Here is a 13,670-nt window from a genome sequence, read left to right as displayed (position 1 = left end):
CAGTAATAAGCTACTATTGAAATTGATTTTTATTCTTTATAAAATAATTTTCAATAGTTGGTTTCTGTTCAGTTTGCCTAAATTGAAATAGCTTATTTTTAGTTATTGTCATGTTAGTTCTAAATTCAGTTTCAGTTTTTAGTACAAAACTTGAGTCAGATTTTATAATTCCATTAGCTTCGTATAAATAAGCTGAATTAAAAGAATCTTTAGTTGGGTTTTGCATTTCAATTCGGTAAAACTGTATTTTAATACTATCGCTGTTAATTTTAACTAAGCCTTTATTTCCTATGTCATTTGGTTTAAAGCCACAAATTCTTTTGGTTCTCTTTTCTTCAGAGTTTTGAGTTTGAAGCATTAATTCAATTGTTTTATGTGCACTTTCATAAGTGTTTTCATAATTTTCTTTTTCAGCACAATAATAGCGTGAAAGTCCATTGATTCCCCCTATGTTAATTGCAAAACCATCTTCATAAATAAAAAACACAGAAAGATATTTTATGTTATTTATTCCTGTTTTTCTTATGTAATCGTCAATAAAAGGCGGCGAATTTTTTCCATATTCAATTTCGAATTCTGTATAATAATACCCATCTAGTTTTAAAGATTCCTTGGTTATTGAATTATTTTCAAAATCAATCAGTTCACTCTTGTGATGCGTTTTGAAAATCCCACAAGAATTGATTGACAAACTAATAAGAAGTAGTACTAAAATTCTATTACTCATAGGTTTTATTTAACTGACTTACAATAGAGATATAGATGTGGTACAACTATAAGATATAAATCTTCTTTTTTAACGTCAGAGATGATATACTTTGTTTTCAAAAAAAAACACAAAAAACCCATCTTCTTGCGAAAATGGGTTTTAATATTGTATACAAGTAAAATTTATTTCTTAGCTAAGAAGTCATTTACTTTTTCTGGTACCATAACGGCTTCAACAAAAGTGTAAGCTCCTGATTTTGGAGATTTCACCATTTTGATCGCTTTTGTCAAACGCTTAGATCCTGTCTGTAACGATGCTACTGATTTCTTTGCCATGTCTTAAACTTATTTAATTTCTTTATGAACGGTCATACGCTTTAATACAGCGTTAAATTTCTTTAACTCCATACGATCTGGCGTATTCTTTTTATTCTTTGTTGTGATGTATCTTGAAGTTCCTGGCTCTCCAGTCGCTTTGTGCTCTGTGCACTCTAAGATTACCTGTACTCTGTTCCCTCTCTTGGCCATTTCTGTTACTCTTTATGGGATTATTTAGTTAAGAATCCTTTTGAACGCGCTTCTTTAAGCACCGCTGCGATTCCATTCTTATTAATATTTTTTAAAGCAGATGTAGACACTTTTAGTGTAATCCACTTATCTTCTTCAGGAAGATAAAAACGTTTTTTTACAAGATTCACGTTAAATTTACGCTTGGTCTTATTCATGGCGTGAGAAACGTTGTTCCCTACCATTGCTTTTTTTCCTGTGAGCTCACAAATTCTTGACATCTTACTAAACTTTTCTTGTTATTTCAAAACAGGGTGCAAATTTACGTAAAATCTATAGCTACACCAAAACAAATTGCTAGTTTTTTAAAATTTCTTCGTGTAATAGCTCTAATGCCTTGTTTACGGTCTTTCCAATCACTCTTTCTCTATGATTTCCCATCATAAAAAGATGTGCTGTACTCCCTTCTGGGGTTGCAATTCCAATATATACCGTTCCTACAGCTGCATCAGAATCTCCTTTTGTAGGTCCTGCATTTCCTGTAGTTGAAATGGCATAATCCGTATTGTATATTTTTTTTACTTGTACAGCCATCGCTTCTGCAACTTCTGCACTTACCACAGAATGCTTTTTTATAAGAGATTCATCTACCCCTAAAACTTCTGTTTTTGATCGTGTAGCATACGTAACCGTACTTCCTGCCAAATACCTAGAGGCGCCTGCATTTGCGGTAAATCGTTGCACTATACTACCACCTGTACAACTCTCTGCAATAGAAAGTGTTTTATTACGATCTACAAGGGCTTGTCCGATTAACATCTCTAGCGATCCGCTTTCTTCATAGCCTACAAAAATATCTTCTACCAGCACTTCTAATTTCTGTAATTGTACAGCCATAGCCGTATCTACTTCTTGTTTGAAAGCCCCCATAGTAGATAATCGTAAGCGTACACGTCCTAACGAGGGCAAGTATGCGAGTTTGATCTCCTTAGGGAGTTCGTTTTCAAAAATTTCTATACGCTCCGCAATAGCGCTCTCTCCCATTCCGTAAGTAAGCAATGTTTTGTGGAGGATATAGGGAAGATGAAATTTTTCTTGTAGCCTTGGCAACACCGCTTCTTCCATAAGTGCTTTCATCTCATAAGGAACGCCAGGCATCGATACAAATACTTTTCCGTCCTTTTCCATCCACATACCAGGTGCTGTACCAAAACGATTTGTCAATATGGTAGCTTTAGAAGGGACCAAGGCTTGCGTTTTATTTGCTTCTAATAATGGCTGTTTTACATACTTCTTAAAAAGATAGGTGACGTGATCAAATACCTCTTGATTAAAGACAAGTTGGTCTTCAAAAAACTCACAAAAAGTACTTTTAGTAATATCATCCTTGGTAGGTCCAAGTCCTCCTGTGATAATGATAATATCTGAGTTCGCTTTCGCGAAAGCAAAACTTTCCAGAATATGCGCTTTATCATCTTGTACAGAGCTAATTTGATATACAGAAATTCCAATCGCATTCAATGCCTTAGAAATATAGGCAGAATTCGTGTCTACAATTTGGCCGATAAGAATCTCATCACCTATTGTAATAATATGTGCTTTCATAAAGGCTAGAAGTTAAAATCTTCTTTCAACTCGCCTATCACGATATTAAGTGTCGTGATAATCTGGTCAAGTTGTTCTTGTATCGCAGAGGTAGGTTTATTGGAGTCTGACCACTTCTCCATCGCAGCAATTTGCTTTAATAAATCGATTCCAAACATATCTAGATTTGGTTTCATTTTATGCGCAAATTGATACGCCATTTTGTGGTTATCGTTTGCTATAGCCGTTTGCATAGCGACCATATCTGGTGGAATTTCTTGTAAGAACGTTTCTACAATGACAGTTACAAAACTTTCATCACCGCCAGCAATTTCCAGTACTTTTTCTAGGTTATAATTCTTTGCCATAGCTATTTTACGTTGATAGAAAACATCTCGACATCTCCTATGAATCCTTTTAATTTATCATTTACTGCAACAGGACCTACACCTGCTGGCGTACCTGTAAATATAACATCTCCGATCTTAAGAGTAAAGTATTGAGAGACATAACTTATCAATTCGTCTATTTTCCATAGCATTTGTGCAGTATTCCCCTCTTGCACAAGCGTATTATTTTTTTGTAAGCTAAATGAGATATTATCTACATTTTCAAAATTACTTTTTGGGAGCCATTCCCCTATAACAGCAGCACCGTCAAAGGCTTTAGCCTTTTCCCAAGGTAATCCTTTGGCTTTAAGATCTGATTGTAAATCACGCGCTGTAAAGTCAATACCTAAACCAATTTCGTCATAGTATGTATGCGCAAATTTTTTGTCTATATACTTTCCTATTTTCTTAATTTTTACGAGAATTTCTACCTCATGGTGTACATCTTTTGAAAATTCTGGAATCACAAAAGGATGCTTTTTCAAGAGAATAGCGGAGTCTGGTTTTAAAAAGACAACGGGATGAACTGGCTTTTCGTTGGCTAGTTCTTCAATATGCTTTGCATAATTACGTCCAATACAGAGTAGCTTCATATCGATTATAATTTTGTATTGAGTTTGCGGAGTTTGATCGCCGTCAGTACTTTTTTTGTGTATAGTGGAAAATCTGCATTTTGAATCCAGCCATAATACCCAGGTTCTTGTTCTAATACAGTCTCTACTAGTTTTCCTTTATGTTTTCCAAAAGCAAAGATTTCAGAGCCATTGTCATTGTATCCAATAAATCCTGCAAAATCTGCCAGTTTCTTGCGCGTACTAAAATCGGCTAGAGATTTCATATCATTATCTAAATCGTAATAACGGTCTAGCTGTGATTTTAAAATCTCATACGTTGCCTTTGTATCGGCAGCAGCACTGTGCGCATTGGTTAAGTCTTCATCGCAATAAAACTTATAGGCAGCAACTAGTGTACGCTGTTCCATTTTGTGAAAAATGTTCTGTACATCTATTGCATTCCTATTTTTCATGTCAAAATCAATACCACATCGCAATAACTCTTCTGCTAATAAAGGAATATCAAAACGATTCGAATTAAAGCCAGCCAAGTCTGCATCTTTAATTAAATTATGGATTTCATTAGCTTTCTCAGCAAATGTAGGTGCATCTGTAATATCGGCGTCCGTAATACCATGTACGGCTGTAGTTTCTGCTGGAATAGGAACCGTTGGATTAATGCGTTGGGTATATTCTTCTTCTCTTCCGTCTGGAAATACTTTTAAAATGGAAATTTCTACAATGCGGTCTTTAGCGACGTTAATGCCGGTAGTTTCCAAGTCAAAAAAGCAAATAGGTCTACTTATATTAAGCTTCATACATTTTTATTGAGCCACAAAAATACAATTTGAAAAGCGATCTGCCCCTTTTGTAATTGCTAAAAATATAAGAATATGTATCTTGCGTACTTATTATTGAAGTGCATATCCTATGAAGTTCTCTTTACTTTTATTTTTTCTTGTATTCACTTTACATTTTGCTACACAAACACCCGCTGTCGAGCTTATAGAAGATAAGCAACCCAAACGATGGACCTTATACGCACAAAATAACACCGATGTAGAGCAAGAAGCTTTCCTGATGGTAAAGGGCGAAGGTTTTAGACGGAGTGCAGACCGCCCGATCATCAAAAAAATACCGCCACATAGCAAAGTGGTCATGATGATTTTGATACCGCTAAAAGGCGCCACCCCTAGTTATACTAAGGTTTTTACTTTTGAGGAGCAACTACAAGCGATCAAAAAACGTAAAGGTGAAGGTCAAAAGGAACACGTTAATTTACTTCCTGTAGATCCTGAACAGCTTACGCTTTTTGTAGAAGATGATTGTGAGAAATGCATTTATCTTACTGAGTACCTCAACAGCGAAAGAATTAAACACCGTGCATTAGACATCAAAAAGAATAGTGCAGTTTTTGATCTGATGTGGTCGCATTTGAAGGATTCAGTTTCTGGGTATGAACTCATTAAACTCCCTGTGATTATGCATAAAGAGACGATGTATTTTGATATTATAAGTATGGAACATTTTATACAGAATTTTGATTGGGAGAAGGTGGAATGATGATTCCTCTATACGCTTTCGCGAAAGCAATAAAAACTATTTATATACCTAAAAAATGAAAATAGCAAACCACCTCACCATCCTCTTATTCCTAAGCTTTTTTTGTATAGTGCAAACGACTTTCGCGCAAAGCGAAGAACAAAAAGCTTTAGCAAAACTCTCTTTTATGATTGGAGATTGGAGAGGTTCTGGCACTTTATATCCTGTAGCCGAAAATAAACCCTACGACGTACTTTCAAAAGTTCGTTATGATCTGGATGGCGAACTTCTTGTTTTAAAACACAGATCTATAAGAAATGGAAAGCCCGTATTGAGTCTGCATACCCTTATTTATTACCATGTAGTAGAGCAACAATATTACTACTACGCGTTTAGACGCACAGGTGTTCGACCTTTTACAGGGCAAATCGTAGATGGGAAATTCATCTGCACGCTGGGTGATGATTATCGTCTTATTTTCCAAAGGACACCTGAAGGATTATTCAATGAATATGGAGAAAAACGCATCGATGGCGTGTGGACAAAAACTTTTGATGATCTTTCTCATCCTACTTCAGAAATTACATTTTAAGTACCTTTTATATGCTCCTGCCTACTAGCAAACAGGTTCGCGGAAGCAATCTGGAAACGTAAAAAACAGATAAGTAATTCTTAGAGAATAGTCTTATCTTAGCATGACTTTTTATCAATCCTACATCTGATGCTTAAAAAACTACCACTCATTGTATTATTACTGTTGACTTTTATCTCAAAAGCACAAGACAGACCCATTAAAATTATAGACGAGCAAAAAGCGAATCGTTTGCTACTCTATGCAGTAAATGAAAACGAACAAGACCTTGACGTGATGATCACAGTGACGGGCTCTGGTTTTAGACAAAGTAAAGCAAAACCGAGACTGACTCGTATTCCGGCGACATCCAAAGTGAATATCAAAAGCTTGATTATTGAGCGCGGTAAAACACCTAATTATACGTACGAGATTGTGGTCAACGATAGTCTTTCAAAAAGAGCGCTTAAAAGACCTTTTGAGCTTGTAAAGATAGAAGCAATACGTCCTATCCTTATTTACCTCACAGATACCTGTACAAGCTGTGATAGCCTTATTGCTAGCTTGGAAGAAAGCATCTATCTTTTTAAAACACAACCACTCAGCGAGCAACCTAAAATGCAAGAATACTTAGAAAAGACATTTGCAAACTCTACGACACCACTCGTCTCACTTACCACGCCTATTGTAAATTTAGGAGGTAAGATTTTTGTAGATATAGAAACTTATGAGCAACTGATGGAAAAGCTGAAAGAGATTGAATAAGAAAGAATAACACGCCATAAAAAAAGCCTCATTTCTATATGAAATGAGGTTTTTGATATATTCTAAATTCTATCTGTTAGATCTCTCTATTCATATCCCACGCTTCCAAATACTCAGCTACGCGTTTTACAAACTGTCCGCCCAAAGCGCCATTCACCACACGGTGGTCATACGAGTGTGATAAAAACATCTTCATACGGATTCCGATAAAGTCGCCGTCAGGTGTTTCGATCACCGCAGGTACTTTACGTATCGCTCCTAAGGCAAGGATGGCGACTTGTGGTTGGTTTATGATAGGAGTTCCCATAATACTTCCAAACGTTCCTACGTTGGTTACCGTATAGGTTCCACCTTGTGTATCATCTGGTTTTAATTTTCCTTCGCGAGAACGTCCAGCCAAATCATTCACTGCTTTGGTCATGCCTACAAGATTCAACTGATCTGCATTCTTAATCACAGGAACAATTAAATTTCCATCTGGAAGTGCCGCAGCCATTCCTAGGTTAATATTTTTACGTTTAATGATACGATCTCCATCTACCGAGATATTGATCATTGGGAAATCACGTATGGCTTTTGCTACCGCCTCCATAAAAATAGGCGTAAACGTGAGCTTCTCTCCTTCTCTTTTTTCAAAAGTATCTTTTACTTTTTTACGCCAGTTCCAAATATTGGTTACATCGGCTTCTATAAAGGACTGTACGTGTGCACTTGTTTGCACAGATGCTACCATGTGATGCGCGATTAATTTACCCATTCGGGTCATTTCTATAATCTCATCACCACCATTGACACTTACAGGACTTGTCGCTACTTTTGGAGCAGGTGTTGTCGCTTTTTGTGGTGCAACAGTTGTTGGTGCTTGTTTTTGAGTATCGCGTGATTCGATATAAGCAAGCATATCATTTTTAGTGACACGACCATCTTTTCCTGTTCCAGAAATGGTATCCAATTCTTCTTGTGCAATCCCTTCTTCTTTTGCCATATTCTTCACGAGTGGAGAATAAAAACGATCTTCAGAACTGATCACTGGGGTTGCCACAGTATCTTTTGCGACAGTTACCGTTTTTTCTACAGCAGCTACAGCTTTCTCGGCAGCAGGAGTTTCTTCGACGGCTGCAGGAGCAGTATCAGAAGCCACATCGCTGTCTGTTTCTATAATGGCAATGGTTTGTCCTACTTGAATGACATCGTCTATTTCAAAAAGTTTTTCTACAAGAACACCATCTACTTCACTTGGGACTTCACTATCCACCTTATCGGTAGCGATTTCTAATACCGCTTCGTCTGCTTCTATAGTATCGCCTACTTCTTTAAGCCAAGAGGTTAATGTTGCTTCTGCAACACTCTCTCCCATCTTTGGTAGTTTAAGTTCAAATTTTGCCATTTTCTTATTTAAAAGGTGTTTTTGTTATTGTTTGTGCAAAAATACCATTTTTAACGAACTTATATTATCAAATTCATAATATTCTATCATTAAAAGTGGAGCACTTCGCCTCTTCCTTCTTTGCTATTACTTCCAATCGCAAAGGTAGTATTTTTAGGAATAATCTTAAATGTAAATTGTTTATCTCCCGATTCTGAAATCAACCGCATACAACCTATATATGACAAATGGGCTACATCAAGAAAAATTTCAGTGCCTTCTTTTAGTATTTCTATCTGTGTTACTTTTTCAACATCTGCTTGTAAAACCTCAGAAAGCTGTTGTCCAAGTGCGTCATTTTCTGTGGCAATAGCATAAGCTGTTGGGGGTGTTATTTGGTTTTCTATTGTACGCTTTCGCGAAAGCGTAGCCAGCCACAACCCTATTCTTACTCCGCAAGATTCTGCCGGATTACTTTTAAAATGCTTTTGATAAAAGATACGCATAGCGCCATAAAAGCGCTTGCGGTAGGTAGTGTCTTTGGCGGTACTTTCTCCTTTATAATGAAGTACCGTGGTCTCGCCGAAATAATAGTTTTGGTATCCCGCTTTTGTGATGGTGTAGGACAAATCGATGTCTTCTCCATACATAAAATACTGCTCATCAAAGCCGCCTACTTCTTGGTACACGCTACGTTTTAAAAACATAAAAGCGCCGACAAGAACCGTCACAGGCTCTATTGCCGTTTGGTCAATATGATGCGCATAATAGGAAGTTCCGCTTCCAAATATTTTTTGAAATGCCACTTTTGGGGTAGGCAAATTACGCTTGCTTTCTGGTAGAAACCGTCCAGTACCATCAATGAGTCGGGTACCCACGACCCCCATTTTGGAAGTCTTCTCTGCAAAGTCTAAGAGCTTTGTAAACGTCTCTTCGGTAACACAGGTATCGGGATTAAGAATACATACATAATCTCCTTGCGCAATAGCAACTCCTTGATTATTTGCGGTTGAAAAGCCGACATTGTCTTTGTTTGCGATTAAGATCACCTCTGGAAAGAGTGTCTTGACGATCTCACAACTATCATCTACAGAAGCATTATCTACCACAATAATTTCTGCATCCATCATCGTTGTAGCGACTCGTACACTTTGTAAGCAAAGCTCCAAAAAGTGACGTACGTTATAGTTTACAATGACGACTGAAAGTTGTTTCAACTACCTTAGGTATTGGTTAATTTTTTAATGAGGATTCAAACGGAATACGGTGTAAGATACTCCTTCCCAACGTCACCTCATCTGCATATTCCAATTCATCTCCTACAGAGATCCCACGAGCAATGGTAGACGTTTGTATAGTATAGGTTTCTATTTGTTTATAGATATAAAAATTGGTGGTGTCACCTTCCATCGTAGAACTTAAGGCAAAGATGACTTCTTTTACTTCACCTTCTTTCACTTTTTCTATGAGGGAATAGATATTCAGCTCTTGAGGTCCTATGCCATCCAGCGGACTGATCTTTCCGCCTAATACATGATAAAGTCCTTTATACTGACTCGTGCTTTCTATCGCCATCACGTCTCGGATATCTTCGACCACACAGACTAAGGTCGTATCTCGGTTAGGGTTTGCACAAATCTCGCATAAATCTACGTCTGAAATATTATGACATTTCTTACAAAACTTAATGGTATCCCGCATCGTGAGCAAGGCTTCTGCCAAGTGATGTGTTTGGGTTTCTGGTTGTCGTAATAAATGCAATACGAGTCGCAAGGCTGTGCGCTTTCCCACACCAGGCAATTGTGACATCTCATACACAGCACTTTCCAGCAATTTTGAAGAGAATTCCATACTACTAAGTAACGAACGTTAGGTTTATTTTTTTACGAGTTTAAGGACGTGTGTTTCGGTAGCTGACGTAATAAGCTGTAAGAAATACATTCCAGAAACTAAATTATGTGTTTTAATTGTTTTTGATCTACTGACGATTCCTGATAAAACACGCTGTCCGTTGATATTGTACACTTCATAATAAGCATCGGTGGTTATATCTACTTGAATCTGATCCTGAAAGGGATTTGGATAGGCAACGGCTGTGATCGCTGTTTCTTCTTGAAGTCCTAAACTACTACATTCAGGATTTGACCCCGATGTGGTTTGAAATACTCCATTGACAACAGACCAATTTTCCCAATCACCTCCAGTACCTGTTTCCCAATCGGCAAGATTAAACGTGTTTACTCCGTCTTCTGTCCCAGGTACTTTATATACTTTAATCGCTTGGCCGTCTCGATTCCACTCTAATGGATTCCCTTCGGTACAATTTTCAGGGACAAACGTATCTGTACAATTGGCCTGCATAAAATAGGCGAAATCATCAAAATCAGGATAACTCCCAAAGACTCGGGCATCTCCATTTTCTTCGATACAAACAGCCGTGAATTCTTCACTGGCAATTCCGAAACTTCGCATTTGAAAATCGGTAGCGATGCGTGCTAAAAACGTCGCACTTCTCCCTCGACGATCGGGGCTATCAAAATGTGTATCGGTGATGGTATGTTCTAAAAAAGGAAGGTGTAAAAAATCTTGACTTCCTATCGCCATCCTCGTATCATAAGGGTTTTGCAAGGCTTGCTGTGACGTTACCGTGCCATTTTCAGCACTAAAATAATGATCTCCTAGTATTGCCATTCCTGCGCTTGTACCTCCTATTACTCCGCCTTTTACAATCACATGATCTGTGAGTAATTGCGCTATAGGAGTATCTTTAAAATAGGATACATAATTATATTGATCGCCACCAGCAAACCAGATAGCTTCTGCATTTTCTATTTGTTCGATTACATAGGGATCTGTTGCCCCAGCTGCATTATGAATCACAATGGTTTCTACCGAATTGATCGTGACGCCAAGTTCAGAAAAGAAGTAGTCATTATATCCATCACTACCAGAAGCTCTCAATACTAAGACATCACCGCCATTTGCTTTTTCTAAAAACCAAATCATGGCATTGTCATTTTCTGTAGCGCCGCCCATCAAACAGATTCCAAAGTCTGGTGTTGGACTTACATCTGCTGGATCTCCTGTAAAAAAGCTGGTATATGACTGTGCTTGTAACATCGTACACGTCAATACCGTTAAAAGTAAACAAAGCTTTTTTTGCATTTCTTAATTTTTATCTTCCAACAAAGGTACAAATCGAAACTCGCCAAATTCTTTTTTCTCAAACTTAGTCGCTTCTACACGTACATACAGTGTCATTACTTGCGAGTCATCTCCTACTGGGATCACGAGCCTTCCTCCTATTTTAAGCTGACTCAATAAGGGTTTAGGGACATAGGGAGCTCCAGCGGTCACGATAATACTATCAAAAGGCGCATATTCTGGTAAACCTTTATAGCCATCGCCAAAGCTTAAAAATTTGGGTCTGTAGCCTAGTTTAGATAAAAAGAGTTTTGTCTTTTTATAGAGTTCTTGTTGGCGTTCTATAGAGTAGACTTTCGCGCCAAGCTCACATAAAACCGCTGTTTGATAACCACTACCTGTGCCTATTTCTAATACCTGATCTCCTCGTTTGATCTGTAGTAATTCGCTTTGAAAAGCAACGGTATACGGTTGTGAGATGGTTTGATCTGCAGCAATAGGAAAGGCTTTGTCTTGGTAAGCATGATCCACAAAACCACTATCCATAAAAAAATGTCTTGGTATTTTTCCTATAGCAGCTAGCACAGCAGTATCTGTAATTCCTTTTTTCTTGACAATCTCTACCAATTGTCTTCGTTTTCCTTGATGGCGAGTCGTATCCTTCATTGGCATAAAAATACAGCTTTCAAAAAAATCTACAACAGATTCATGAACATCTTTTTTCTGTACAACATTCTTAAAAAAATCCCCTAAATAACCTTATTTTTGTATAAAACGCAACCCTATGCTTAAAGCTGGAGTGCTAGGTGCTGGACACTTAGGAAAAATACATTTACGCCTCTTACAACAATCTGAAAATTATGAGCTTATAGGCTTTTACGATGCTTCTCCAGAAGTTCGCAAAGCTATCTCTGAGGAGTTCAGATATACCGCTTTTGATACGATGGAAGCGCTTATAGAAGCTAGTGATATGGTAGATGTGGTGACGCCAACGACCTTTCATTATGAATGTGCCAAAAAGGTAATTACGGCTGGAAAGCATCTATTTATAGAAAAACCGATTACCAATACGGTTGAGGAAGCTGAGGAGTTGTTAGCACTTGCCAAAAAACATAACGTACTAGGTCAAGTAGGTCATGTAGAGCGTTTTAATCCTGCATTTATGTCGGTACATGAGTCTATACAAAAACCGATGTTTATTGAGGCGCATCGTCTCGCTGAGTTTAATCCTAGAGGAACAGATGTTCCCGTGGTATTAGATTTGATGATCCATGATATCGATGCGATTTTGAGTGTGGTGAAAAGTCCTGTCAAAAATGTATCGGCAAGTGGTGTTTCTGTGATTAGTGAAACCCCCGATATTGCCAATGCACGTATTGAGTTTGAAAATGGCTGTGTGGCAAATCTTACCGCAAGTCGGATCTCTCTTAAGAATATGCGTAAAGCGCGTTTCTTTCAGAAAGATGCCTACATTTCTGTTGACTTCCTAGAGAAGAAAGTAGAGGTGGTCAAGATGAAAGACGCTCCCGAAACTCCTGATGATTTTGCGATGATTTTACAAAATGCAGAAGGCGTTAAAAAACAAATCTATTTTGATAACCCTGATGTTCCTTCAAATAATGCTATTCTTGATGAGTTGGACGCTTTCGCGAAAGCAATAAAAACCAACACCACTCCTATTGTATCCTTAGAAGCTGGTACCGAAGCCTTACGTGTCGCTAAAATGGTCATCGCTAATTTCTAAAACTGAAGGATGTCAAAACAGCTAATCACCATCATCTTTTTTTTAGTGACTATCACGACAGTTACTGCACAACAGAAAGCTGAAAAAGTAGAACTCATTGATATGGTGAGAGATTTAATCCTTACAAAAAAGGTAGATTCAAACATCAAACAAGTGTGGTGGTTGCCGAGTGAATATTGGAGAATCGCCTTATCTGACTCTCCCAACGTCGGAGAAGAAATTATTTTAGATATTGAAAATCAATTAAAAGGATATTCTCTATTTTCTGTAGTTAATTCGGATATAAGTCCGTTTGGTGGTTTTAAAATAAGAGATGCCACAATAACTATAGTAAACAATAATGCCATCCTTACGCCATTAACTCAGGAAGAAATCCCTGCAGACATCAAAGAACTCATTAATTTGCTTCGACCCACCCTCGCTAGTATGGCTGGGCAACTGGGAGAACAGATGATCTTTTATGTTTTTAAAAATAATCTGGAAGATGGCACCACTGCTATTTCTCCTTACAATAAAGGAAAACTGGTTGTAAAAGTAAATGATACAGATTTTATCTATCGTTTACCTATAGATGCTATGGTTGGGAAAAAAACCTGTCCAGAAGATCAAGAACAACTCAATGGAAATTGGGAGTATTGTCCTTGGCATGGAGTCGAATTGATTTATAAAAACTAACGTATAATTAAAATAAGATTTCCGCCAGAGTTTATGCCGAGTATAGCCTAAGGATTGGAGTTTATAACAAATAATAACCTGAGATTTCCGTCGAAGTCTATGCTGAGCGTAGCCGAAGTGC

At 37.6% G+C, this 13,670-nt stretch carries 18 protein-coding genes; 5 read left to right on the top strand and 13 right to left on the bottom strand.

Annotated features, from left to right (window positions below; translation table 11 throughout):
• Positions 1–13: 13 nt before the first annotated feature.
• From Q0505_RS05275 to Q0505_RS05240, 8 genes are all read right to left on the bottom strand, one after another.
• Positions 14–727, bottom strand: coding sequence for a hypothetical protein (locus Q0505_RS05275; RefSeq protein ID WP_299209884.1), 714 nt, complete (start codon positions 725–727; stop codon positions 14–16).
• A gap of 164 nt (positions 728–891) precedes the next feature.
• Positions 892–1,044 (bottom strand): DUF4295 domain-containing protein, encoded by a 153-nt coding sequence (locus Q0505_RS05270; RefSeq protein ID WP_299209881.1) that lies wholly within the window; start codon positions 1,042–1,044, stop codon positions 892–894.
• A gap of 9 nt (positions 1,045–1,053) precedes the next feature.
• Complete coding sequence (gene rpmG, locus Q0505_RS05265) at positions 1,054–1,236, bottom strand: 50S ribosomal protein L33 (protein ID WP_299209878.1); 183 nt, start codon at positions 1,234–1,236, stop codon at positions 1,054–1,056.
• A gap of 20 nt (positions 1,237–1,256) precedes the next feature.
• Positions 1,257–1,496, bottom strand: a complete 240-nt coding sequence (gene rpmB / locus Q0505_RS05260) for a 50S ribosomal protein L28 (RefSeq protein WP_299209875.1) — start codon at positions 1,494–1,496, stop codon at positions 1,257–1,259.
• A 76-nt stretch (positions 1,497–1,572) separates the two neighbouring features.
• Complete coding sequence (locus Q0505_RS05255; protein WP_299209872.1) at positions 1,573–2,820, bottom strand: competence/damage-inducible protein A; 1,248 nt, start codon at positions 2,818–2,820, stop codon at positions 1,573–1,575.
• 5 nt (positions 2,821–2,825) lie between these two features.
• A complete protein-coding gene (locus tag Q0505_RS05250) occupies positions 2,826–3,167 on the bottom strand; it encodes an Hpt domain-containing protein (RefSeq protein ID WP_299209867.1) in 342 nt (113 codons plus the stop codon).
• Between the two features lie 2 nt (positions 3,168–3,169).
• Positions 3,170–3,781: a fumarylacetoacetate hydrolase family protein gene (locus tag Q0505_RS05245; RefSeq protein ID WP_299209864.1), complete on the bottom strand. Its 612-nt coding sequence runs from the start codon at positions 3,779–3,781 to the stop codon at positions 3,170–3,172.
• Positions 3,782–3,786: 5 nt separating this feature from the next.
• A complete protein-coding gene (locus Q0505_RS05240; RefSeq protein ID WP_299209861.1) occupies positions 3,787–4,560 on the bottom strand; it encodes a 3'-5' exonuclease in 774 nt (257 codons plus the stop codon).
• 112 nt (positions 4,561–4,672) lie between these two features.
• Between Q0505_RS05240 and Q0505_RS05235 the strand changes: the two genes are divergently transcribed.
• From Q0505_RS05235 to Q0505_RS05225, 3 genes are all read left to right on the top strand, one after another.
• Positions 4,673–5,305 (top strand): hypothetical protein, encoded by a 633-nt coding sequence (locus Q0505_RS05235; protein WP_299209858.1) that lies wholly within the window; start codon positions 4,673–4,675, stop codon positions 5,303–5,305.
• A 55-nt stretch (positions 5,306–5,360) separates the two neighbouring features.
• Complete coding sequence (locus Q0505_RS05230) at positions 5,361–5,876, top strand: hypothetical protein (RefSeq protein ID WP_299209855.1); 516 nt, start codon at positions 5,361–5,363, stop codon at positions 5,874–5,876.
• A 129-nt stretch (positions 5,877–6,005) separates the two neighbouring features.
• Complete coding sequence (locus Q0505_RS05225) at positions 6,006–6,620, top strand: hypothetical protein (RefSeq protein WP_299209852.1); 615 nt, start codon at positions 6,006–6,008, stop codon at positions 6,618–6,620.
• 76 nt (positions 6,621–6,696) lie between these two features.
• On the opposite strand, the gene Q0505_RS05220 is transcribed toward Q0505_RS05225, so the two are convergent.
• The 5 genes from Q0505_RS05220 to Q0505_RS05200 all read right to left on the bottom strand — a co-directional run bounded on the left by Q0505_RS05220 (position 6,697) and on the right by Q0505_RS05200 (position 11,796).
• Entirely contained in the window at positions 6,697–8,007 is a 1,311-nt protein-coding gene (locus tag Q0505_RS05220; RefSeq protein WP_299209850.1) for a dihydrolipoamide acetyltransferase family protein, read from the bottom strand.
• A gap of 89 nt (positions 8,008–8,096) precedes the next feature.
• A complete protein-coding gene (locus Q0505_RS05215) occupies positions 8,097–9,203 on the bottom strand; it encodes a glycosyltransferase family 2 protein (RefSeq protein WP_299209847.1) in 1,107 nt (368 codons plus the stop codon).
• 16 nt (positions 9,204–9,219) lie between these two features.
• Complete coding sequence (recR, locus tag Q0505_RS05210) at positions 9,220–9,837, bottom strand: recombination mediator RecR (RefSeq protein ID WP_299209844.1); 618 nt, start codon at positions 9,835–9,837, stop codon at positions 9,220–9,222.
• A 24-nt stretch (positions 9,838–9,861) separates the two neighbouring features.
• Complete coding sequence (locus Q0505_RS05205; RefSeq protein WP_299209841.1) at positions 9,862–11,151, bottom strand: T9SS type A sorting domain-containing protein; 1,290 nt, start codon at positions 11,149–11,151, stop codon at positions 9,862–9,864.
• A gap of 3 nt (positions 11,152–11,154) precedes the next feature.
• Entirely contained in the window at positions 11,155–11,796 is a 642-nt protein-coding gene (locus Q0505_RS05200; protein ID WP_299209952.1) for a protein-L-isoaspartate(D-aspartate) O-methyltransferase, read from the bottom strand.
• A gap of 118 nt (positions 11,797–11,914) precedes the next feature.
• Here Q0505_RS05200 and Q0505_RS05195 point away from each other — a divergent pair, with 118 nt between their 5' ends.
• The gene (locus tag Q0505_RS05195; protein ID WP_299209838.1) at positions 11,915–12,874 is read left to right on the top strand and encodes a Gfo/Idh/MocA family oxidoreductase; all 960 of its coding nucleotides are present in this window, start codon (positions 11,915–11,917) and stop codon (positions 12,872–12,874) included.
• A gap of 9 nt (positions 12,875–12,883) precedes the next feature.
• Entirely contained in the window at positions 12,884–13,549 is a 666-nt protein-coding gene (locus Q0505_RS05190) for a hypothetical protein (protein WP_299209835.1), read from the top strand.
• Positions 13,550–13,670: the final 121 nt, after the last annotated feature.

Origin of the sequence: uncultured Dokdonia sp., assembly GCF_937910895.1 — a bacterium.
In the GTDB taxonomy this organism is placed as follows: domain Bacteria; phylum Bacteroidota; class Bacteroidia; order Flavobacteriales; family Flavobacteriaceae; genus Dokdonia.
This window is presented reverse-complemented; position numbering and strand designations above follow the sequence as displayed.